This window comes from Rhodococcus baikonurensis (genome assembly GCF_040489275.1).
Classification (GTDB): Bacteria; Actinomycetota; Actinomycetes; order Mycobacteriales; family Mycobacteriaceae; genus Rhodococcus_F; species Rhodococcus_F baikonurensis.
In genome coordinates this window covers 621,511-643,583 of record NZ_JBEUOQ010000002.1, presented here as the reverse complement: position 1 = coordinate 643,583, position 22,073 = coordinate 621,511, and the positions used below count along the sequence as shown (strand labels likewise).

General features: G+C 63.6%; 23 protein-coding genes. 10 read left to right on the top strand and 13 right to left on the bottom strand.

The genetic code is table 11. From position 1 onward, the window contains the following. Window positions 1–22: 22 nt before the first annotated feature. The 4 genes from ABWI03_RS07260 to ABWI03_RS07245 form a co-directional block, all read right to left on the bottom strand. Entirely contained in the window at window positions 23–1,216 is a 1,194-nt protein-coding gene (locus ABWI03_RS07260) for an NAD(P)-dependent malic enzyme (protein WP_003945072.1), read from the bottom strand. Window positions 1,217–1,636: 420 nt separating this feature from the next. Further along, window positions 1,637–2,035 carry a hypothetical protein gene (locus ABWI03_RS07255; RefSeq protein WP_298775281.1) on the bottom strand — a complete coding sequence of 133 codons (399 nt, stop codon included), beginning with the start codon at window positions 2,033–2,035 and terminating at the stop codon, window positions 1,637–1,639. A gap of 3 nt (window positions 2,036–2,038) precedes the next feature. Beyond that, complete coding sequence (locus ABWI03_RS07250) at window positions 2,039–2,653, bottom strand: MarC family protein (protein ID WP_166813463.1); 615 nt, start codon at window positions 2,651–2,653, stop codon at window positions 2,039–2,041. Further along, window positions 2,650–3,504: a PHP domain-containing protein gene (locus ABWI03_RS07245; RefSeq protein WP_298775278.1), complete on the bottom strand. Its 855-nt coding sequence runs from the start codon at window positions 3,502–3,504 to the stop codon at window positions 2,650–2,652. Before ABWI03_RS07245 ends, ABWI03_RS07250 begins: the two co-directional genes overlap by 4 nt. Before the next feature lie 172 nt (window positions 3,505–3,676). Here ABWI03_RS07245 and ABWI03_RS07240 point away from each other — a divergent pair, with 172 nt between their 5' ends. Continuing rightward, on the top strand, window positions 3,677–4,747 hold the full coding sequence (locus ABWI03_RS07240; protein WP_124569929.1) for a magnesium and cobalt transport protein CorA: 1,071 nt from the start codon (window positions 3,677–3,679) through the stop codon (window positions 4,745–4,747). Window positions 4,748–4,881: 134 nt separating this feature from the next. Further along, the gene (locus ABWI03_RS07235) at window positions 4,882–5,328 is read left to right on the top strand and encodes an SRPBCC family protein (protein ID WP_095972895.1); all 447 of its coding nucleotides are present in this window, start codon (window positions 4,882–4,884) and stop codon (window positions 5,326–5,328) included. 51 nt (window positions 5,329–5,379) lie between these two features. Here the strand turns inward: ABWI03_RS07235 and ABWI03_RS07230 are convergent, their stop codons facing one another. After that, window positions 5,380–5,964 carry a suppressor of fused domain protein gene (locus ABWI03_RS07230; RefSeq protein ID WP_298775276.1) on the bottom strand — a complete coding sequence of 195 codons (585 nt, stop codon included), beginning with the start codon at window positions 5,962–5,964 and terminating at the stop codon, window positions 5,380–5,382. A gap of 71 nt (window positions 5,965–6,035) precedes the next feature. Between ABWI03_RS07230 and ABWI03_RS07225 the strand changes: the two genes are divergently transcribed. Continuing rightward, window positions 6,036–6,734 carry a metallophosphoesterase family protein gene (locus ABWI03_RS07225; protein WP_095972897.1) on the top strand — a complete coding sequence of 233 codons (699 nt, stop codon included), beginning with the start codon at window positions 6,036–6,038 and terminating at the stop codon, window positions 6,732–6,734. Beyond that, window positions 6,724–7,587: a hypothetical protein gene (locus ABWI03_RS07220; protein ID WP_003945080.1), complete on the top strand. Its 864-nt coding sequence runs from the start codon at window positions 6,724–6,726 to the stop codon at window positions 7,585–7,587. Before ABWI03_RS07225 ends, ABWI03_RS07220 begins: the two co-directional genes overlap by 11 nt. Here ABWI03_RS07220 and ABWI03_RS07215 read toward each other — a convergent pair. Beyond that, on the bottom strand, window positions 7,580–8,686 hold the full coding sequence (locus tag ABWI03_RS07215; protein WP_298775273.1) for a winged helix DNA-binding domain-containing protein: 1,107 nt from the start codon (window positions 8,684–8,686) through the stop codon (window positions 7,580–7,582). The two genes, ABWI03_RS07220 and ABWI03_RS07215, sit on opposite strands and share 8 nt — an antisense overlap. A 10-nt stretch (window positions 8,687–8,696) precedes the next feature. Then, a complete protein-coding gene (locus ABWI03_RS07210) occupies window positions 8,697–9,962 on the bottom strand; it encodes a sensor histidine kinase (protein ID WP_298775271.1) in 1,266 nt (421 codons plus the stop codon). A gap of 126 nt (window positions 9,963–10,088) precedes the next feature. On the opposite strand from ABWI03_RS07210, the gene ABWI03_RS07205 reads away from it, so the two are divergent. Next, on the top strand, window positions 10,089–10,325 hold the full coding sequence (locus ABWI03_RS07205; protein WP_253253045.1) for a hypothetical protein: 237 nt from the start codon (window positions 10,089–10,091) through the stop codon (window positions 10,323–10,325). Between the two features lie 4 nt (window positions 10,326–10,329). Here ABWI03_RS07205 and ABWI03_RS07200 read toward each other — a convergent pair whose 3' ends face one another. The 6 genes from ABWI03_RS07200 to ABWI03_RS07175 all read right to left on the bottom strand — a co-directional run bounded on the left by ABWI03_RS07200 (window position 10,330) and on the right by ABWI03_RS07175 (window position 16,427). Further along, a complete protein-coding gene (locus ABWI03_RS07200) occupies window positions 10,330–11,499 on the bottom strand; it encodes an ABC transporter ATP-binding protein (protein WP_298775268.1) in 1,170 nt (389 codons plus the stop codon). Window positions 11,500–11,503: 4 nt separating this feature from the next. After that, entirely contained in the window at window positions 11,504–12,334 is an 831-nt protein-coding gene (locus tag ABWI03_RS07195; RefSeq protein ID WP_019749348.1) for a carbohydrate ABC transporter permease, read from the bottom strand. A 1-nt stretch (window position 12,335) separates the two neighbouring features. Next, complete coding sequence (locus ABWI03_RS07190; protein ID WP_172436712.1) at window positions 12,336–13,217, bottom strand: carbohydrate ABC transporter permease; 882 nt, start codon at window positions 13,215–13,217, stop codon at window positions 12,336–12,338. Between the two features lie 80 nt (window positions 13,218–13,297). Continuing rightward, window positions 13,298–14,635 carry an ABC transporter substrate-binding protein gene (locus ABWI03_RS07185; RefSeq protein ID WP_298775387.1) on the bottom strand — a complete coding sequence of 446 codons (1,338 nt, stop codon included), beginning with the start codon at window positions 14,633–14,635 and terminating at the stop codon, window positions 13,298–13,300. 228 nt (window positions 14,636–14,863) lie between these two features. Then, window positions 14,864–15,358 (bottom strand): general stress protein, encoded by a 495-nt coding sequence (locus tag ABWI03_RS07180; protein WP_003945065.1) that lies wholly within the window; start codon window positions 15,356–15,358, stop codon window positions 14,864–14,866. Window positions 15,359–15,464: 106 nt separating this feature from the next. Then, window positions 15,465–16,427: an HpcH/HpaI aldolase/citrate lyase family protein gene (locus ABWI03_RS07175; protein ID WP_095972901.1), complete on the bottom strand. Its 963-nt coding sequence runs from the start codon at window positions 16,425–16,427 to the stop codon at window positions 15,465–15,467. A gap of 72 nt (window positions 16,428–16,499) precedes the next feature. Here ABWI03_RS07175 and ABWI03_RS07170 point away from each other — a divergent pair, with 72 nt between their 5' ends. From ABWI03_RS07170 to ABWI03_RS07150, 5 genes are all read left to right on the top strand, one after another. Then, the gene (locus ABWI03_RS07170) at window positions 16,500–17,786 is read left to right on the top strand and encodes a magnesium transporter MgtE N-terminal domain-containing protein (protein WP_019749352.1); all 1,287 of its coding nucleotides are present in this window, start codon (window positions 16,500–16,502) and stop codon (window positions 17,784–17,786) included. Then, complete coding sequence (locus ABWI03_RS07165) at window positions 17,783–18,325, top strand: DUF1003 domain-containing protein (protein ID WP_003945067.1); 543 nt, start codon at window positions 17,783–17,785, stop codon at window positions 18,323–18,325. Before ABWI03_RS07170 ends, ABWI03_RS07165 begins: the two co-directional genes overlap by 4 nt. 75 nt (window positions 18,326–18,400) lie before the next feature. Next, window positions 18,401–19,870, top strand: a complete 1,470-nt coding sequence (locus tag ABWI03_RS07160) for a lytic transglycosylase domain-containing protein (protein WP_298775263.1) — start codon at window positions 18,401–18,403, stop codon at window positions 19,868–19,870. Between the two features lie 145 nt (window positions 19,871–20,015). Next, on the top strand, window positions 20,016–20,879 hold the full coding sequence (locus ABWI03_RS07155) for a lytic transglycosylase domain-containing protein (protein ID WP_095972903.1): 864 nt from the start codon (window positions 20,016–20,018) through the stop codon (window positions 20,877–20,879). Between the two features lie 24 nt (window positions 20,880–20,903). Further along, entirely contained in the window at window positions 20,904–22,040 is a 1,137-nt protein-coding gene (locus ABWI03_RS07150) for an Mrp/NBP35 family ATP-binding protein (protein WP_095972904.1), read from the top strand. The last annotated feature ends 33 nt before the right edge of the window (window positions 22,041–22,073 follow it).

Below are 22,073 nucleotides of genomic sequence, written 5' to 3'. Positions count from 1 at the left end.
ATCGGGGCTTTCGTAGTCCCTCTTAGCTGGTCACGCCCTCAGCATGCGCTGCGGCCGCGACGGCTTCCGCTACTGCGGGTGCCACGCGAGGGTCGAGTGGGCTGGGGACGATTTTGTCCGCTGCCAACTCGTCGCCGACCACCGACAGGATTGCCTCGGCGGCAGCGAGCTTCATACCTTCGGTGATGCGACGGGCGCCGGCGTCGAGCGCGCCCTTGAACACACCGGGGAAGGCGAGAACGTTGTTGATCTGGTTCGGGAAATCACTGCGACCCGTAGCCACGATCGCCGCGTACTTCGACGCGGTTTCGGGGTGAATCTCCGGGTCCGGGTTGGAAAGCGCGAACACGATCGACTCGGGAGCCATCGAAGCGATGAGCTCCTCGGGGATCTTGCCCGCCGAGACACCCAGGAACACGTCAGCACCTTCGAGTGCCTCGATGGCACCACCGTGCAGGTCGCGGGGATTGGTGCGGGCTGCGAGTTCTGCCTTCACGTCGTTGAGGTCGCTGCGCTCACCCGAGATGATGCCCTTCGAGTCCAGCACGATGACGTCGCTGATTCCGGCGGCGAGCAGGATGTTCGCGCAGGCAACACCCGCAGCGCCGGCGCCGGAGATGACGACCTTGAGTGTGGTGATGTCGCGGCTCTGGACCTTGACAGCGCCCTTGAGGGCAGCGAGGACCACGATGGCGGTTCCGTGCTGATCGTCGTGCATGACGGGGCAGTCGAGGGCTTCGATGACGCGCTTCTCGATCTCGAAGCAGCGCGGTGCCGAGATGTCCTCGAGGTTGACCGCGCCGAAGCTCGGGCGCAGACGGATGAGCGTCTCGACGATCTCGTCGGGATCCTTGGTGTCGAGAACCAGCGGAATGGAGTTCAGTCCGGCGAAGTTCTTGAACAGTGCCGACTTGCCCTCCATGACGGGCAGCGATGCGCGAGGGCCGATGTCGCCGAGCCCGAGAACCGCGGTGCCGTCGCTGACCACGACGACGAGTCGGTTGGTCCACGTGTATCGATCGGCGAGGGTTTCGTCTGCAGCGATGGCGCGGCTCACCTGAGCAACACCCGGCGTGTAGGCGATCGAGAGGGCCCGCTGCGTATCGAGCGGTGCGGTGGTCTCGACCGAGAGCTTGCCACCGACGTGAGCGGCAAAGATTTCTTCGTCGGTCAACTCGACCTTGGGTACGTTGATGGCTTCAGTCACGAGGGACACGATGACACTCCTGATTAGTCCAGCCTCAAGCGGGGCTGGGTTACTGGGAAGTAATCCTTCGGACCGCTGCGAAACCACGTTCACAACGGTCAGAGATCATTTCTTCCGCGAACGACTACTGAGAAGAAGAGCATTCGGCGTGCGCGAGAAAGTGGGCCGCAATACATCCGAAGCGTCATGGTGTGGGGCGGGTGAGCCCTGGCGTATCCATGCAATCTAGGTTTCGGGAGAAATTCTGACGAAACCTGCACTTCGGGGCCGGGCTGTGGCGCCGCCTCGAAGTAACTCCAGTTTGCCACCAGAGTCGGATCACAATCAAATCCTCCAAGCGGTCGGATTCCTCACCACACTCAAACCTGAGCGGTCATCCCCACCCAGTCATCCCCACCCAGTCATCCCCACCGTGTCATCCCCACCCAGTCATCCCCACCACTGCGTCACCAACAACAGCCCCGCCACCACGAGCACGACCACCGATCCGGCAACCGCCGCGATACCCCGCCTGCGGTCGCACCAGATCTGCGCGGCCAAAGCAACCACCGAGGCCGCAATGTGCGCGGCGATCGACGTTGTTCCCGGTCCCGGGAATCCGCGGTTGCCGCCCAGATAAGCCGAACCGATGATCACGAGTGTCAAGACCACGATTCCGGCCGCCACGGTGCCACTCAGGGCGCGTAGAGCGCGGACCAGCAGCCATTGCCGTTTGTCGGCGGGATAGTCGTAGTCGTAGTCGTCTTCGTACTGATAGTCCTGATAGTCCTGGTACTGGTAGTCGTCCTCGTACCTGTCGTTCCGGTCGTACCTGTCGTCGTATGTCATCTCTTACGCTCCCGCGACGAATCCGCGGACTGATTCCGCAATGAGTTGAACCGCGATGGCGGCGAGCAATAGACCGGCGATGCGCGCCAGCAGACTGATGCCACCCTCGCCCAGTATCCGGATCAGTGCCGTCGAGAAGCGCAGGACCACGAACAGCACGAGGTGGATGGACAAAATCGCCAACGCGATCGCCAGATACGACGCCGCTTCACCGTCGGCCTGGGCGACAAAGACGATGACGGCCGCAATCGCACCGGGACCAGCCATCATCGGCGTGCCCAAAGGAACGAGTGCGACGTTGACGTCGTCGGCTCCCTGCGGACGGTTCGAGGCCTTTCCGGTCAGCAGTTCGAGAGCGATGAGAAGCAGGAGTAGTCCGCCGGCGCCTTGCAATGCCGGAATACCGATGTGGAGGTAGTTGAGAATCGCCTGACCGCCGACGGCGAAGACCGAGATGACCGCAAGGGAGACGGCGGGGGCCTGCCATGCCGCTCGATTGCGATCTTCACGGCTCTTGCGGCCGACCAGTGACAGGAACACCGGGATGACTCCGGGCGGGTCCATGATCACGAACAGCGTGATGAACACGGTGAGGTAGAGCGTGGTGTCGAGCATCAGCGCCCAAGTACCTCCACGCCGGTGGCAGCCGAGACGAGTTTGTCGAACTCCGCCTCGTCCGTGAGCTCGTCGCCGAGTCCGATCGTCTTGTTCTCCCCGTGGTAGTCCGAGGATCCGGTGACTGCCAGACCGAGGTCGACGGCCAGGCGGCGCAGGACCTCGCGATCGTCGCTGCGATGGTCCGGGTGATCGACTTCGAGACCCCCGAGACCCAGCTCGGCCAGATCACGGATGTGGTCGAGCGCAAGCAATCCGCCGCGCGAACGCGCCCGTCCATGCGCAAGGACGGTCACTCCCCCGGCTGCTGCCACCAGTTCGACGGCGTACTCGAGCGGAGTGTCGTACTTGGGAACGTCGTATCGCCCGCGACTGGACAACAGGTCGGAGAAGGCCTCGCTGATGCTCGACACCACTCCCGCTCGCATCAAGGCCGCTGCGACGTGCGGGCGTCCGACAGACGGACCGGCGTCGGCCAGGATCTGATCGGGATCGACGGGCAGACCGTCACGAGCCATCATCGTCGTCATCACCCGGATACGTTCGACGCGTTCGGCGCGCAGTCGCTCACGTTCTTTTGCGAATTCGGGGTGCGTCGGATCGAAGAGGTATGCCAGCAGATGAACGGCCACCGGCCAACCACGTTCACCTCGCCCCTCACACGACATCTCCATCCCGCGAACCAGGCTGACCCCGCTCGGCAAGGCCTGCGCCGCCTCGGCCCAGCCCGAAGTCGTGTCGTGATCGGTGATGGCGACGACGTCGAGTCCGGCGTCGGCTGCGGCGCGCATGAGGGCAGCCGGGGTATCGGTGCCGTCCGATGCGTTGGAGTGGGTGTGAAGGTCTATTCGCACTGTTCCAGTGTGTCAGCAATCGGCAACTTCATCGCGCTCCGGTAGGCGAGCCGGAAGCTGACGTACGATTACGCCGCAGCGGCAGCGCAATTCGATCAGGTGTCGCTGTAGTGCCGTTACTGCATCACAGGTTCACTGCACTACAGACCGAGAAGGAGCGAGCGTGCCAACCATGCCGTCACTGCCGAATTGGTCGAACGGCAAATCGACGCAAGCGGATGCACCCAAGATCCCCGTCCCGGCAGCCCGCGCGATCGTCGACTGCGCGGTCTACGTGGACGGCGTGCGGTTGCCGGGCAAGTACACGCACCGCGCCGCGTTGGCCGAGGTCCGTAGTCGCGACAACGCATTCGTCTGGGTGGGCATGCATGCACCCGACGAAGGCCAGATGCAAGATGTCGCAGCAACTTTCGGACTCCACGAGCTGATGGTCGAGGATGCCGTCCATGCACACGAGCGCCCGAAACTCGAACGCTACGACGACGTCATGTTCCTGGTGCTGCGCACGGTCGTCTACGTACCGCACGAATCCGTGGCGACGGCGAGCGAGATCGTCGAAACCGGCGAGATCATGGTGTTCGTCGGTCCCGACTTCGTGGTGACCGTCCGGCACGGGGATCACTCCGAACTGGCAAGCGTGCGCAAGTCGCTCGAACAGAATGCCGAGCGTCTCGCCATGGGACCGTTCGCGGTGCTGCACGCGATCACCGACCACGTCGTCGACAGCTATCTCTCCGTCATTCAGCTGGTCGAACAGGACGTCGACAGCATGGAAGAGTTGGTGTTCAACCCGCGGAACACCGTTGCCGTCGAGCATATCTACCTACTCAAACGTGAAATCGTCGAACTACGACGCTCGGTCACTCCACTCGGATTGCCACTGCTCCAACTCACTCAGCCCGCGGGCGGCCTCGTCCCGAAGGAGATCCGGCGATACTTCCGTGACGTACGAGATCACCACACGATCGTGGCCGAACGAATCTCGGAATACGACGAGGTGTTGAGTTCTCTGGTCGATGCCGCACTCGCGAAGATCGCGGTGCAGCAGAACACCGACATGCGCAAGATCTCGGCGTGGGTCGCTATCGCCGCCGTGCCAACCGGCGTTGCCGGTATCTACGGAATGAACTTCGAGAACATGCCGGAACTCGGGTACAAGTACGGCTATCAGTCCATCCTGTTCCTCATCGCGTCGGTGTGTGTCGGCTTGTTCTTTCTCTTCCGCCGCAACAACTGGCTGTGAATCGCTCACCCTGACTCCCTGTACTTGCCACCGTCGCAGGCGGACAATGGATATGGGTACGCATTTTCATTCCGTTCCCGAAATCCATTTTGCGACAAGCAAATTCAGATCCAAAGAGAAGTGGAGGAGCAACCATGCCTACAGTCGAGCAATCCGTAGAGATCGCGTTGCCACCCAAGGACGTCTGGGAGTACATCGCCGTCGCCGAGAACTGGCCCAACTGGGAGAATTCGATGGTCGAGTGCACACAGATCACCGACGGCCCGATGGGTGTTGGAAGCCGTTGGCGCGGTGTCTCGAGAATCCTTGGCAAGCGCCTCGAGTGGACATCCGAATTCACCGAGTACGACCCACCGAGATCGTCGAAATCGACGTCCGTCGAAAGTCCGGTCAGCTTCTCGCAGACCACGACCTGCGAAGAAGTCGGTGACGGGACTCGGGTCACCTACCGACTCGACAGCGAAAGCGGACTTGGAGGCGTATTCGGCAAGATGGCCGACCCGATCGTCACGAAAGCATTTTCACGGACGGTTCGGGTGAGTCTCGAGAACCTGGCAGACATACTCGTGCACGCCGAATGATCTGACCGACAAAGCGCCAGGGCAGCCGGAACCACAGGGGCAGCCGGAACCCTACAGCGAGGCGGCCGAACGGTGCGGATCGCGAATGTCGATCCCCGCCTCGGTCCACGCGTCCCTCAGTGCCGCCGCGCCGCGCAGGCGCACCCAGGCGGCTTCGGTACCGGTCAGGGGGACCACGCCGAGGAAGCGAACCGGATCGAACGGCTCCGGCAGCGTCAGGTCGGCGATCCCGCTCTCACCGAGAAGCACGGCCGTGAACGCGGTGTCCTTCCACAGCGGCTCGCCCAGGTCCAGCAGTGCGTCTTCGAGCAGCACGACCCCTTCGACGGACGGCGCCGCAGCCAGCACCGCGAGCGTCCTGGCCACACCTGACGCAACACCCGTGCCACCGCGCAGGGTGAGCACCAACTCGGCGCGAGGACCGCGTGTGGGGTCTGCGACCAGCTCGTTGGGGTCGCCCATCGGATGACGTGAGCACCCCAGCGTGGCGTAGCGAACCAGGCCGTCGGGCGACTCGAAACGCAGCACGTCCAGCGGTTCGACCCCGAGGAACGTCACTGAGGCCGCGGTGGGGTCCGGCCCCTCGATACTGCTGACGAGGTGGGCCCGGACGGAAGATACGACGCTGTCTGACACTCGTCCATCTAAACACCGTGCCCGCAAGGTTCGCAGCGCAGATACCTCGCGGTGGCGGTAGCGTCGTCGAAATGGTCTCCGTTCTCGCTGTCAGCGACGAGACCGTCGAATTCCTGTGGAGCAGTCAGGTTCGTTCACTCGAAGTCGACGTGATCCTCGGCGCAGGCGATCTGCCGTTTGCGTATCTGGAGTACCTGTCCGATCAACTGAATGCGCCCTGCGTGTTCGTTCCCGGGAACCACGACGTCGATCTGTCCGGATATTCGAACAAGAGATCGGGTTGGATGCGGGCCGGGATGCCGGCGCAGTGGCCCGGGCCGACCGGCGCGGTCAACGCCGACGGACGCATCGTTACCGTCGCCGGTCTGCGGATCGCCGGCCTCGGCGGTTCCATCCGATACAACACGGGCCCCAATCAGTGGACCGAGCGCCGGCAGAGTCGACGCGCCCGCTCGCTCACCTGGCGAAATGCCTGGCAATCGCGGCTTCCCGGCGGTCGGGCGGGCGTCGATGTGCTGCTCACACACAGCCCTGCCCGCGGTGTCGGCGACGCCGAGGATCGGCCACATCGTGGGTTCGAATGCTTCACCTCCTTGATCCGCACCCTCGATCCGACAGTCATGATCCACGGACACATCCACCCGCACGGGCGAACACCTCTCGATCTGGAAGTAGGCCGGACTATCGTGCTCAATACCGTCGGCTTCACGCTGATGGAGATTTCCCCAGGTACTCCGCCGACGATCGTGAGGCGCCGACATGGCTCGTGACACCGGATTTCCCACAGCCGACGCGGAAAACGACTTCGCTCGTCAGCGTCGACGTGCCGACGTTGCACGTCTGGTCAGTTGGCTACGACGCGAACCGGACGACGTCAACGCGATTCTGCCGTTCGACGAAGTTGTCGCAGCTCTCGGCAAGGTCGGCGAGAAGTCTCTGGGTCTGCAGGTCGTCACCATCGAATCGATAGTCGGAAGTGTCGACCGCACAGGTGATTTCGACAGGTACTTCCGTCCGACGTCCACTCACTCGCGCGCTCGTTGGGAGCGACTTGCGGTGGCGCAACGACGCGGCGAATCGGTGCCACCTGTTCAGTTGTATCGCGTCGGCTCCATGCACTTCGTGATCGACGGGCACCACCGAGTGTCCATTGCATGTGCGATGCACCAGAAGACTATCGACGCGTACGTCACCGAGATCATCACTCGTATCTCGCCGGAAGGCATCACTCAGCGCGCCGATCTGCTCATCAAGGACCATCGCCGACTCTTCCTCACCCGCGTTCCGCTGCAGGGTTCACAACGCGAAGCCGTCCAGGTCACCGACCCGTGGGAGTACGCCGAACTCAGTGAGTGTGTGGAGGCGTGGGGTTTTCGGCTCATGCAGGAGAAGGGCGAGTTCCTCGGCCGAGACACGGTCGCCCGACGCTGGTTCGGCGAGGAGTTTCTCCCCGTCGTGCGGATGCTGCGGGGCGCCGACATGTTGCCCGAGCACACCGACGCCGAGGCGTACTTGTGGATCGCCCGGGAGCGGTACCGACTGGTGCGGCGTCACATGTGGAATGACGAGATCGTGGCCGAACTGCGCGATCGGGCACCACGAAAGCACAAGCCCGCTACGTAGCGACAGCGAACCGCACTTCGCGGTTCACGATATTCGGGTGCATGAACTTCAGCAACGAACGCGCTTCTTTCTCGATGGCCGCGAGCGCAGTCTTCGCTTGCTGCGCAAACAGAGTCGCACCCAACTCGACCGTCTCCTTGTCGGGCGTCACCGTCGCGAATCCCACCACCTTTCCTCGCACCAGGATGGCGGGCTTGATGATGCCGTTGACGGTGAAGACACGAGTTCGGTACTGCTCGTCCATGATTCGCGAGCGGTCGGCATGCGAGAGCAGGATGTTGTCGAACGGAGCAAGGATTCTGACCGGCGGTGTTCCGGAGGTCGGTCGTGGCGCGTCCGGTAGATCGAATACCTCGGTCCCATTCTCGTTGACAAAGGTGATCAAGCCGGGGCGTAGCCTCTCGAAGACCTCGGTGAGTCTCGTAAGCCCTGACCACGCTTGCGCATCTTTCACACTCGCGGGCCCGAACGCAGCCAGATAGCGCAGCACCAACGCGTCGGTATCGGGAGATGAACTCACTTCTGTGCCAAGCCAATTCTCCAAGGTCGTCAGTGCCGGTGCTCCGGATCGTCCCCACAGACCTCGCGGTGGGACCTGGACCATCGGCAGAAGCCCTCGAACGCCGTGCGCCAGGCCCTCGGCCGCGTGGCCGGGAAAGCGCTCTGCCAGTATCGGTCTCATCTGCATCTGGGTGAGCGGCCCGTCCGCTACCAGTTCGCGTCCCGCCTGCGCCAGCGCCTCGAGATCCAAACCGGTGAGCGCCGCACGCTGAGTGCTGTTGGTGTGGAGATCGCGTTCCATGATCGTCTGCACCGTGGCCCGGAAGGGACCCGCATCGGCGGCCGAGAGAGCAAAGACCGTGCCCCGCATGGCAACCAGCCGCACCACCTGGCGATTCTCGACAAGGGTGGAGAGGTCTTCTGCCGCAAAGTTCTTCAGCCGCGCCCACAGTGCCAGGTAGGGTGGATTCGGCGCCTGGGCCTGCAGTCCTGCCAGGTGCTCGATCGCATCCAACGCGCTTACCTCGGCGCGTCGAAGCAGGAACTGCCTCGCCAGAGTCGCCAGGTTGAGCTCGCGATCGGTGATCAGTGCAGCCATCGACAACTCCTCAACGATCACGGTCGGTGGCAGCGGCGATCTGGAACGGTATCTCGACTCGCGCGAGAGTTCCGGACTCTTCACCCGGTCCGACCGAGAACGACCCACCCGCGGCAACCACACGCAGTTCGTGTGAGAGCAGTCCGATGTGACCGGCGGCTCGTCGTTCGGCAATCCGATCAGCGCTGATCCCCCGGCCGTCGTCCGAGACCACGAGCACCGCACGGTGGTCCAGCCGTGCAAGCTCGATCCGAACATTGTGCGCGCCGGCATGTTTGACGACGTTGCCCAGAAGCTCTCGAGCGGCGCCGAACAGGACGTCGTCCGCGGACGTGCGTAGATCGTCTTTCCAGCCTGAAGTGTCGACGTCGACCACTACTCCGCCGCGTCCATGTGCCGAGCGCGCGAGGTCCCCGATCGCGCGGGCAAGGCCCACGTGAACGAGAACTGTGGGATGCAGTTCCGAGACGGACGATCTCAGCAGCGTTGTTGCTTCACCGAGCGCTTTCCCCGCTCGCGCCAACGCGACGGGCTCCGCACTGCCTGCCAATTCGTCGAGATCCATCCGCGCCGCGAGAACGTACTGGAGCGCCCCGTCGTGCAATTGCTCGGACAGTTCTGTGCGCTCACGCTGCTCCAACCCCATGAGCTCGGCCAGAAGGCTCGTGCGATGCCCGACGAGGTGCCCGATGGTCAACACACGTGATCGTTGAATCCGGGTCAGTCCGATTGCACCCGCACCCACCCCGACCAAGGCCATGGTGCTCAACAGGATCGACGGCCACGGCTCGGAATTCGAAGTCATCGTTGCCCAACTGGAAACGAAGAACACACCGATCGTGCAGCCAACGACGCCGACACACACGTCCGTCCGAAGCTGAGTACACGCCAGGACCGGTATGACGAAGAGCCCGTTGCTCAAGATGTCGGCGGTCCAACTCTGCTCGGCTGCGAGACCGGTCAGCAATGTCAGAGTTGCGAGAACGGCGAGGTCGACGAACAATCCGAGCCAGATCATCGTCACCGGGCCGGTGCCGCCCTTGCGGATCCACAGCGCCACGGCTGCCGACCAGAGCGCATACGCGCCCAGAATCGCGAAACACCATCCCGCGTCGTTCATCGGCGGGACGAAGATCAGTGTCAGGGCGATGAACAGCACCAGAGCGCCGCGCACCGTCAGCTGCAGGTACGCACCGCGGTAGGCGTGTTCGCGCAGTATCCGTTCGAGGTCCGGGCCGCCGGGCAGGTGCTCGGTTCGTACCGAGGATCCGTTCATCTGTCCTCCTGTGCCGCCCATCCCAGTTCCCTGTGAATGAGCTTCGCACACGAGATTTCACAATCAACCCGCAATACCGTGAATGGCACAGCATTCACCGAACCTCGACACCACGCAGGAGTGCTCATGATCTCGACCCGAGCAAGCAAGCGCCGCATCGCCACTCGATTTGCCGTCGCCGGCGCCCTGGCAGCGGCGCCGATCGCCGTGGTGGCCGGGACAGCACAAGCTGCCCCGGCCTCCACCCATCACGAACAGTTCGGCCGGTTGATCCCCCTGCCCGAGCCGGCCGACGTCGCACCTGGCCCCGAACAGGTACCGCTCCCCTGGGGCACGACGTATTCGGTCACCTTGCCCGGGTAGAGGTTCACAGCAGCAGATTGGCTCCCGTACCGCCGTCGAACACCGCGATCTTGGCGGGATCGAACCACAGATCGATCGACCTGCCCTGCGCCACCGTGGACTCGGACGAGAGCCTGGCGACCAGCTGGCCGCCACCAGCGACGGCGGTTCCCGAATCGGCGGCGAGTTCCTCGAGTTCACGAGAATTGACGGCGGGGCCGCCGGCGAGGAAATACGCGTACTTGTCGGAACCCATCGATTCCAGCACGTCGACGTCGACGGTGAACGTCCCGCCGTGCGGCTTCTGCACTGCATCGACCAGCGCCACGTCCTCGAAATGCTCCGGCCTGATTCCGACCACCACGTCCTTCCCCGAGCCGCTGCCCGAGATCTTCGACTGCGCCGCCGCGGGCAGTCGAACATCGCCGATCGGCGTGCTGACTCCGTCGGCCGTCAACTGTCCGGGGAAGAAGTTCATGGACGGGGATCCGATGAACCCCGCCACGAACAGATTGTTCGGACGATCGTAAAGCTCCTGCGGCGCACCGATCTGTTGCACGATTCCGCCGCGAAGCACGACCACCCGATCGCCGAGTGTCATCGCCTCGGTCTGGTCATGGGTCACGTAGATCGTTGTCGTACCGAGTCGCTGCTGCAGACGGGCGATTTCCGTCCTCATCTGCACACGCAGTTTGGCGTCCAGGTTCGAGAGCGGCTCGTCCATGAGAAACGCCTTGGGGCTGCGCACGATGGCGCGTCCCATCGCGACACGCTGACGCTGACCACCCGACAGGTTCGCCGGTTTGCGATCGAGATGCTGGGTGAGGTCGAGCACCCGCGCCGCGTCGTCGACCTTGGCGTTGATCTCGTCCTTGGACATCTTCGCCAGTGTCAAAGGGAACGCGATGTTCTGGCGCACCGTCATATGCGGATACAGCGCATACGACTGGAACACCATCGCGATGTCGCGATCCTTGGGGGCGCGTTCGTTGACGCGTTCACCAGCAATCCTCAGCTCGCCGGTCGAAATGTCTTCGAGCCCGGCAATCATGTTGAGCGTCGTGGATTTTCCACAACCGGACGGGCCCACGAGAATGATGAATTCTCCGTCGGCGATGGTGATGTCGACATCACTGACCGCCTTGGCTCCGTCCGGGTACAGCTTGGTCACCTTGTCCAGCACGATCTCGGCCACAGGTTTATCCCTTCACTGCGCCGGAAGTAAGCCCGGCCACGATACGACGTTGGAAGAACAGAACAAAGATGATGATCGGAATGGTGATGACCATGGCGGCCGCGGCGATCGACCCGGTGGGCTCCTCGAATTGTGAAGCGCCGGTGAAGTTCGCGATGGCTGCAGGGGCGGTGATGGAGCGTTCGGTCGACGTCAACGAGATCGCGAACAACAGATCGTTCCAGCAGAAGATGAAAACCAAGATGCCGGCAGTGACGATGCCGGGAGCGGCAAGTGGAGCCACCACCTTCCGGAACGCCTGACCCGGCGTCGCGCCGTCCATCTGCGCCGCCTTCTCGAGTTCCCACGGAATCTCCTTGAAGAACGCCGAGAGCGTGTAGATCGCCAACGGCAACGCAAAGGTGATGTACGGCAGGATGAGCCCGGCCCAGGTGTCGAAGAGTCCGAGTCGTCGTTCGATGTCGAAGAGCGGGCTCACCAACGAAATCTGCGGGAACATCGCGATCAACAGGGCGACACCCACCAACAGTTTCTTGCCCGGAAAATCCAGGCGTGCAATGGCGTACGCCGCCATGGTCCCGATCACCACGGCGATGACCGTCGAGATGAGTCCGATGCCGATGGAGTTGATCAGGGCACTGGTGAAGGCGCTGGTGTCGAAGATTCCTCGGTAGTTGTCCAGCGTCCACTTCTCCGGAATGAACTTGCCGTCCTTGATGGTTCCGGCAGGCTTGAAGGACAGGCTGGCAATCCACAGGACGGGAACCAACGCGTACAACAAGACCAGAAGGTTGACGACGGACCAGCTGATCTTGAGTCTGGGAGTCACGGTCATGTCAGCGTCCTTCCGTATCGGATCCGGGAGCCGAGGCACCGAAGAGTTTGATGAAGACGAAGGCGATCAACGCCACACACACGAAGATCAGCACACTGATCGCCGATCCGATGCCCAGGTTGAATGCCTTGAACAGGTTGTCGTACCCCAGGATCGACACCGATCCGGTGTCGTTCGCTCCCTTCGTCAGCACGTAGATGTTGTCGAAGATGCGGAACGCGTCGAGTGTGCGGAACAGCAGCGCGACGAGGATAGCGGGTTTCATCAGCGGAAGGATGATGCGCACCAAGCGAGTCCACGCGCCGGCGCCGTCCACCTGTGCCGCCTTGAGGAGGTCGTCCGGAACCAACGCCAAACCGGCGAGCAGGAGCAGCGCCATGAACGGCGTCGTCTTCCACACCTCGGCAAGGACGATGATCGCGAGCGACGGGATCTGGTCGGTGAGCGGCGCACTGCCGTCGGGCAGGAGATTGGCGAGGTAGCCGGTGCCCGGCGTCCACGCGTAGTACCAGCTGTAGGCCGCGGCGACGGTGACAATGCCGTACGGGATGAGCACAACGGTGCGGACGAGGCCTTTACCCACGATCGTTCTGTGCATCACCAGCGCGATGGTCAGTCCGAGAACGAACTCGATGACGACTGAGACGACGGTGATGGACGTCGTCACCGCGAACGCTTGCCACCAGTATCCGTCGGTCAGCACCGACACGTAGTTGTCGAACCAGACGAACTTTCGTTGATCCGGGAAGCGTAGGTCGTAGCGCTGCAAACTCAGCCAGACGGCGTAGACCACCGGATATGCGGTCACCGCGATCATGAGAATCGCGGCCGGGGCCACCAGCCACAGGCCGAGTCGACGCTCGGCGGCCTTTCCGTCCGACATCTTCGACTTCGCGGAGTGCTTCGGCTCCGGCGAAGGCGTCGCGACTGTTGGTGCAGCTCCCGAATTTTCGCTGTCGATCGTCACGGAATCAGCCCCTCGGAATTGACTGCCTTACGTACCTGCTCGGCAAGATCGTTCACGGTCGATTCCGGATCGATGTTTCCCACAGGGTTCAGCGTGGCAGTGATGAGCGTCGAAATACTCTGATAGGCAGGAGAAACGGGGCGGACCGAGGCGGTGTCCAGGCTGTCGCGAACCTCACGCCACGCCGGGTACGCCTCCTGGAACGCCGGGTCGTCGTAGAGGCTCTCGAGTGTCGGCGGGACACCACCGGCGACTGCATTGTTGCGCTGATTCTCCTCGTTACGCAGGCAGGTGAGTGCCTCGAAAGCGAGATCCGGATGCTGACTGGTCTTTGCCACCGCGACGTTGAAGCCACCGATCGTGACTTCCGCCGGTTTGCCCTCGATGACCGAAGGATAAGGAGCGGCAAGGAAATTCCGTTCACCGTTTACCGTGAGAACCGTATTTCCGGTGTTCTGGCTGGTGACGTTTCCCTTGTCGTCGATGTAGGGAAGATCGCCCTTCTCGGCGTTCTCCAGGATGCCCGGCAGCACGAACGGCCAGTTGACTTGGAAGGCAGATTTGCCGCTCTCCATACCCAGGCGTGACGACGCTTCGTCCCCCTGCGAGATCGAGGGGTCCGCACCCTTCGCGGTAGCCACACGCTTCATGACGGTCAGCGCCTGCTGGGCAGCATCACCGTCGGCGACTGTCACCGTGGTTCCGTCCGGCCCGACCACCGAACCTCCCGCACTGGCGAGAAGGGTGTTGAACCAGACCATCAGTCCTTCGTACTGCTTGCCCTGCACACCGATCCAGCTGGGGCGCCCCTCCGCGGCCAGTACTTCGGAGATGTCGATCATCTGATCCCAGGTTTGGGGTGGTTGCCCGTCCGGCATCAAATCCTTGCGATACCAGAGCAATTGGGTGTTGGTGTTCAATGGCGCCGCGTAGAGCTGGTCCTGCCACTTCGCCGACTCCAGCGGCCCCTCGAGAGTCCCGTTGCTCACCTCGGCCGCCACGTCGTCAGGAAGCGGCAATGCCCAACCGGCTTCGGCGAATTCGGCGGTCCACACCACGTCGAGCGTCATCAGGTCGAGTGACTTGTCGTTGCCGGTCAGCCGCCGCGCCAACTGAAGCCGCTGATCGTCAGCACCCTTGGGCAGAGTTTTCTGCTCGACCCGGTACGCGCCGTTCGACGCCGCCGAACAGTTGGCGGCGGCCTCTGCATACTGCTCGGCGCCGTCCGCGGCGGTGTAGAAGGACAGCACCACCCCGTCCTCGTTGTCCGATCCACACGCAGTGAGCAAGGGCGCCAACAACAATGTCGCCGCGCCGAGCAGCCCCACCCGCAATTTCTTCTTCTGCCCCGCCCGCAATCTCTTGTTCTGCACAGCCGTCCTCCTCGGGCGGCGAGACGGCGCAGTCGTTACGGCTGGCCGACGCACCACACATCGGCACTTCTGCCGGAGAAGGGACCTATTTCCTTGTCCGGCAAACGGTCACGGGGAAGTGAGTGTCACCTCGCCCGCGTGTACACAAAGTAACCGAGATCACACGAATTGGCAGCCCGAGCAAGAATGTCAGATGGCGAGCTTGGCAAGTAGGTCGCGCGCCGACTCCGCCGTCTTGGGCTCACACAGAACGTCGTATCGTCCGGCGACCAACTGCATCGTCGAGGCGAAGTCCCGCTGCCCACGCGTCGCGGCATACGGAATGGTCGTCGAGATGACGCCGAAGATGATGCCGCCCACGATGCCCGCGATCAACGGCGCGAGGAACCCACCGGTGACGATCCCGAGCACCAGGCCGAAGAAGACGCCGAGCCAGGCGCCGGACACGATGCCGCCGCCGATCACCTTGGCCCAGGTCAACCGACCGAGAACTCGCTCGACCTGCATCAGGTTCACGCCGACGATCGTGACGTCCTGAACCGGGAATTCCTGGTCGGAGAGGTAGTCGACTGCGCGCTGCGCCTCGGCGTAGGTGGGGTACGACCCGATGGGCCATCCCGAAGGCGGTGTCGGCAACGCTCCACGGCGCGACCCATTCGACGATTGACCGAGCGGATTGGACATGGCTGGCTGCGCTCCTCTTTTCGGGCACGTCATCCACGCGGACGACGCAAGTACATCTACCCCTATTGTGCCCTTTACAGACCTGATTCGTTCGGCTATGCGAGCGTCAGGCGTGTTCGGGTGGGGTGAATTCCGACGTACGCGTCATCCCCGCAGCACGCCCCTTGGCCGAAATCACCAGCGCCATTTTGCGACTCGCCTCGTCGATCATCTCGTCGCCGAGCATGACGGCGCCCCGTCCTCCCCCGGCGGCCGAGGTGTGGAATGCGTACGCGTCCAAGATGAGTTCCGCACGGTCGTAATCGGATTGGCGCGGACTGAACACCTCGTTGGCTGCCTCGATCTGCGTGGGATGCAGAACCCACTTACCGTCGAAGCCGAGCGCTGCCGTTCGCGCCGCCGAACGAGTGAAAGCGTCGACGTCACGGATCTGCAGGTACGGACCGTCGATCGCCTGGACGCCATGCGCACGCGCGGCCATCAAGATGGTCATCAGAATGTGGTGATACGCGTCACCGCGGTCGTAGCCGTCCGGTTGCTCGCCGACGACCAGAGTTCGCATGTTCAGGCTCGCCATGAAATCCGCCGGGCCGAACACGAGCGCCTCGACGCGAGGGCTCGCGGTGGCGATCGCGTCGATGTTGGTCAATCCGATCGCGTTCTCGATCTGAGGTTCGATTCCGATCTTGCCGACCTCGAGACCGTTGGCCTTCTCGACCTGCGTCAACAACAAATCGAGCGCCTGGACGTGGCTCGCGTCGGGCACCTTGGGCAGCAATATGGCGTCCAGATGCGCTCCGGCGCGGCCGACCACCTCCACGACGTCGGCATACGTCCATTCGGTGGTCCAGTCGTTGACCCGGACGACCTTGACCTGTTTGCCCCACCCGTCCTCGGCCAACGCGTCGCCGATCGACTCCCTGGCCGCTTGCTTCGCCAGCGGCGCCACCGCATCTTCGAGGTCGAGAAAGATCTCGTCGGCGGGCAATCCCTTCGCCTTGTCGATCATCTTCCGGCTGCTGCCGGGAACTGCCAATACCGATCGACGGGAACGGTTGCGTGAAGTCATTGCGGACTGCCCTTCTCGATTTTCGGTGGCGCCGTTGCAGATTTTGACGCTGGACGAATTAGCCTTGCAATCATGGCAGCAGCAGGCAAGGTATTTGCAGCCAGGCTTGCCGGCCTGGTTGTACTCGGCCCGGACGGCGAATCGATCGGTCGTGTGCGCGACGTCGTCATCACGGTCCGTATCGGACGCCAGCAACCCCGCGTTCTCGGTCTGGTGATCGAAATGTTCACGCGCAAACGTATTTTCGTTCCGATGCTCCGCGTGACGGCCATCGAACCGAGTGCGGTCACCCTCACCACGGGCAACGTCAGTCTGCGGCGTTTCAACCAGCGCCCGGGCGAAGTGCTCGCTCTGGCGCAGGTACTCGATTCGCATGTGCGCGTGGACGACCCGGAACTCGAGGAGCTTCACGGCGTCGACACGATTGTGGTCGACCTCGGGATCGAATCGACTCGAACCCGCGACTGGGTCGTCTCGAAGGTCGCGGTTCGCGGCCATCGTGGACGCCTCGGTCGACGCGCGGCGATTCACATCGTCGACTGGCAGCACGTCGCGGGCCTCACGCAGAGCGATCTCTCACTCCCCGGTCAGGGCGTCGCTCACCTCCTTCTGCAGTACGAAGGCATGCGACCCGCCGATGTGGCCAACGCCATGCGCGAACTGCCGGAGAAGCGCCGTCACGAACTGGCCGTGGCCCTCGACGACGAACGCCTTGCCGACGTCGTCCAGGAACTGCCGGCGGACGACCAGACCGATCTGCTGATGCACTTGGAAGTCGAACGTGCCGCCGATCTTCTCGAGGCCATGGATCCCGACGACGCCGCCGACCTGTTGGGCGAGCTGCCCGAGACCGAAGCCGAATCACTGCTGCAGTTGATGGACCCTCAGGATTCCGAACCTGTTCGACGCCTGCTCGAGCACTCCCCGGACACTGCCGGTGGTCTGATGACGCCCGAACCGGTAGTACTGACGGCCTCGACGACCGTCGCCGAGGCCCTTGCCCGCGCCCGCAACTACGACGTGACCCCGGCGCTGTCGAGCATGGTCTTCGTCGTACGTCCGCCGACCGCGACTCCGACCGGGCGGTACCTCGGATGCGTCCACTTGCAGAAGCTTCTCCGCGAGCCTCCCGCCAGCCTGGTCGGCGGAATACTCGACACCGATATGCCCAGGTTGGCTCCGGATGACTCGTTGGCGTCGGTCACCCGATATTTCGCTACCTACAACTTGGTGTGCGGGCCGGTCGTGGACGACGAGAATCACCTGATCGGGGCCGTGACGGTCGACGACGTGCTCGATCACCTCCTGCCGGAAGACTGGCGCGAGGATTACTCCGACGACGAGGAACTACTCCGATGAGCGAACGGGCGTCGAGCACGACCGCACGGCAACGACTGGAAACGCCTCGCGGAAGCCGCCGGTTCAATCTCGATTTCGACGTCGAAGCTGTCGGACGCGTCAGTGAACGCATCGCCCGCTTCCTCGGTACCGGGCGTTATCTCGCGATCCAGACGATCATCGTGATCGTCTGGATCCTGATCAACGTGTTCGCGGTGGCTCTGCAGTGGGACCCGTACCCGTTCATTCTTCTGAACCTGGCCTTCTCCACCCAGGCCGCCTACGCGGCGCCGCTGATCCTGCTGGCACAGAACCGTCAGGAGAATCGCGACCGGGTCTCGCTCGAGGAGGACCGCTCGCGCGCCGAGCAAACCAAGGCGGATACCGAATTCCTCGCCCGTGAACTCGCAGCTCTGCGTATTGCCGTCGGCGAGGTCGCCACCCGCGACTACCTGCGGCGCGAGCTCGAAGAGATCAAGTCGATCCTTGCTGCCGACGGCGAACCGACCCCGAAGAAGAAGCACCGTGACTCGAATACTGCGAAACAAAGTCACAACTAGCTGAGCGTTCGCTGAGTTTTGCTGCACGCACCGTGACCGATATGTAACGTAAGTCACAGCAATATGGATATCACGGTGGGTACTCCGGAGCGGGAGCGCCAGCAAAGGGGAATCGTGCGAGTACGCGGAATGATTGCAGCATCCACACTGGTGGGGGGACTGCTTGTCGTAACAGGTCCAGCGGCCCTCACGGCCGGAAGCGCACCGTCCGGTGGGTCGCAGGTCCCCATCGCCCTCGCAGGCTCCGCCTCCGCTGCGCAGCCGGACTCTGTCGACTTCCTCCCGACGCCCCGCACGGTCCGAACGCAAAGATCGGCCCCGCCCAGCGATACGGTCGCCGGCGCTCCGGCAGCGCCCAACGCCGCGGCCGTCGTCCTCACCTCCCTGGGCATCCCCGAGATCGTTCTGAACGCGTACCGCTCCGCCGAACTGGTGATGATGACCGACGCGCCGGGTTGCGGCATCCCCTGGCATCTCCTGGCCGGCATCGGACGCATCGAATCCGGTCACGCCAACGGCGGCAAGACGACCTCGGTGGGTACGACGGTCACCCCGATCCTCGGCCCCGTCCTCGACGGACGGCTGGCAGGCAACGAAGTCATTCGGGACACCGACAAGGGCGCGATCGACGGCGACCCCACTCACGACCGCGCCGTCGGGCCGATGCAGTTCATTCCGGCCACCTGGGCCGGATATGCCAGCGACGGCAACGGGGACGGAATCAAGGACCCCAACAACGTCTTCGACGCGGCGCTCTCGGCAGCGAAGTACCTCTGCAGCGGCGGACTCAACCTGCGCGATGTCGCCCAGGAGACCAAAGCTGTTCTGCGATACAACAACTCGGCCGCTTACGCAGCGAACGTGATCATGTGGTCGACGGCCTACAAGAACGGTGTCATCCCTTCCGGTCAGCTGCCGTACACCTCGGGCATCAACACCGGCAGCTCCGCGATCAACGCCGCCGCCTCGGCGGACTCCGCCGCTTCGGCCGTACTCGCCGCGGCTGCCGCTACCGATCCGGCGGCCGGCGACAAGGAATCAGCTTCGACGACGCCGACCCCGACCACGACCCCCCTCTTCCCGGGTCTGCCGGACATGCCGGCGCTCTCACCCGAAATCCAGGCACTGATCCCACCTGGAGTCATGCCGACCAGCCCCACTCCGGGACCGGACGCCGCCCGGAACGCAGCTCCCGGTCCGATCATCCCGCTCCCCGTCCTCACCTCACGGGGTCTCGTCTGGCCGATTCTGACGGCCGAGGGATGGCGCTGGCCCGACGACATGTGTGTGATCCTTCCGGACCCCGCAGCACTGGACGCCTTGCAGGACGGCATCCTTCTGCCGTGCACCGTCCCGGGCATGGCAGTGGCCGCCACGGCACCCGTCACCACCGACGCAGCCCCCGCGGAATCTTCGCCGCCCGCCGCGCCCGCGCCTGAGCCAGCTCCGGCACCCGCCCCGGCTCCCGCGCCGGAGCCCGCCCCGGCGCCTGCGCCGGCATTCGTTCCGTTCTTCCCGGGCCTGCCCGGCATGCCCGCTCTGTAACCGAAAAATCACGAAAGAACAGTGCATATGCCCCAAACTGCCCTTCTAGATCACGGTTGAATAACGGAAACGCAACAAATCAGGTAGCCTCGACTCCGTCAGTTGAACGGAAAACCTCCTCGCGGAGGTTCAGGAGGCATACACAGTGGGTCGGCACAGCAAGAAGACAGATTCGCACATCCGTCGAAATTCGGTCATCGCGCTCACCGGACTCATCCCTATCGGACTCGTCACCGCAGCCAACACGGCCGGCGCCGCTCCCAAGGTTCCGTTCTTCAACACCAGCTCCGCAGAAACGGTGGACACTGCCGCGCAAGCCACGCAGGAACCGCAAGCCCAGATTCTGCCCGCCGTCGAAGCGATCGCCGAACCGGCACCCGCCCCCGCGCCGGAGCCCGCACCGTTGGCTCCCGTGCAGGCGACTCCCCCGCTCCCCGCCTCCATGGCCGAGGGCGCACTCGGAATCCCGAGCGTGAGCGTCGCCGCGTACCAGAACGCCGAGCGAATCCTCGCCGTCGAGAAGCCCAACTGCAACATGCACTGGACACTCCTCGCCGGAATCGGTCGCGTCGAATCGGGCCACGCGAACGACGGCAAGGACGCCGACGCGAACGGCAACCTCTACAAGCCCGTGATCGGCCTGCCGCTCAACGGCAGCCTGCCCGGCCAGGCCGTCATCATGGACACCGACGGCGGCGCCCTCGACGGCGACACCGTCTACGACCGCGCCGTCGGCCCCATGCAGTTCATTCCGTCCACCTGGAACCAGTACGCCGGCGACGGCAACGGTGACGGAATCGCCGACCCCCAGAACCTTTTCGACTCCGCACTGACCACCGGCAAGTACCTGTGCGACGGTGGACTCGACATGCAGGACGTCACCCAGGTTGCCTCCGCGATCCACCGCTACAACAACTCGGCCGCCTACGTCGCCAACGTTCTGGCCTGGTCGCTCGGGTACTCCACCGGCATCGTGCCCGCCGCATCGGACCTGCCGCGCATCCACTGACCTACCTGGACTTACCATGGAGTCATGTCTGTACTGACCGAGTCCGACGTTCGCTCCGCGCTCGCGCGAGTTCTGGACCCAGAGATCCGCAAACCCATCACCGAACTGGGGATGGTCAAGGGGATCACTCTCTCCAGTGACAACAGCGTCGACATCGGCATCTATCTCACGACCGCCGGTTGCCCGATGCGCACCGAGATCACCGAACGCGTCACCAAGGCCGTCGCCGACGTCGCCGGTGTCGGCGCGATCCGCGTCGAACTCGACGTCATGGACGACGCTCAGCGAACCGAGCTCCGCAAGTCGCTTCGCGGCGATTCCGCCGAGCCCGTCATCCCGTTCGCCCAGCCGGGTTCACTCACCCGCGTCTACGCCGTGGCCTCCGGCAAGGGTGGCGTCGGAAAGTCCAGTGTGACAGTCAATCTCGCGGCAGCCATGGCAGCTCGCGGATTGTCCGTCGGTGTCCTCGACGCGGATATCTACGGTCACTCCATCCCCCGCATGCTCGGTACCGACGCCAAGCCGACTCAGGTCGAGCGGATGATCATGCCGCCCGTCGCACACGACGTGAAGATGATCTCCATCGCGCAGTTCACCCAGGGCAACACTCCCGTCGTCTGGCGCGGCCCCATGCTGCACCGCGCGCTCCAGCAGTTCCTCGCCGACGTGTTCTGGGGCGATCTGGACGTGCTGCTGCTCGATCTGCCGCCCGGCACCGGTGACATCGCAATCTCGGTGGCTCAGCTCATCCCGAGTGCGGAGATCCTCGTCGTCACCACACCGCAGCAGGCTGCCGCCGAGGTCGCCGAGCGCGCCGGCGCCATCGCCCTGCAGACCCGTCAGCGCGTCGCCGGCGTCGTCGAGAACATGTCGTGGCTCGAACTTCCCGACGGCACCCGCATGGACGTCTTCGGTGAAGGCGGCGGGCAGACCGTCTCCGATCGCCTCACGAAGGCCGTCGGAGCCAAGGTTCCGCTTCTCGGACAGATTCCGCTGGATCCGTCCGTCCGCGAGGCAGGCGACGCCGGGACGCCGATCGTTCTCAGCGCTCCCGATTCACCTGCAGCGATCGCACTCAAGGACATCGCCGACAAGTTGGCTGTCCGTCAGCGTGGGCTGGCCGGGATGTCGCTCGGTATCAATACGGTTCGCAACCTGTAGAACCCCCTCATACGAAAGGGCGCCTGTCACCGA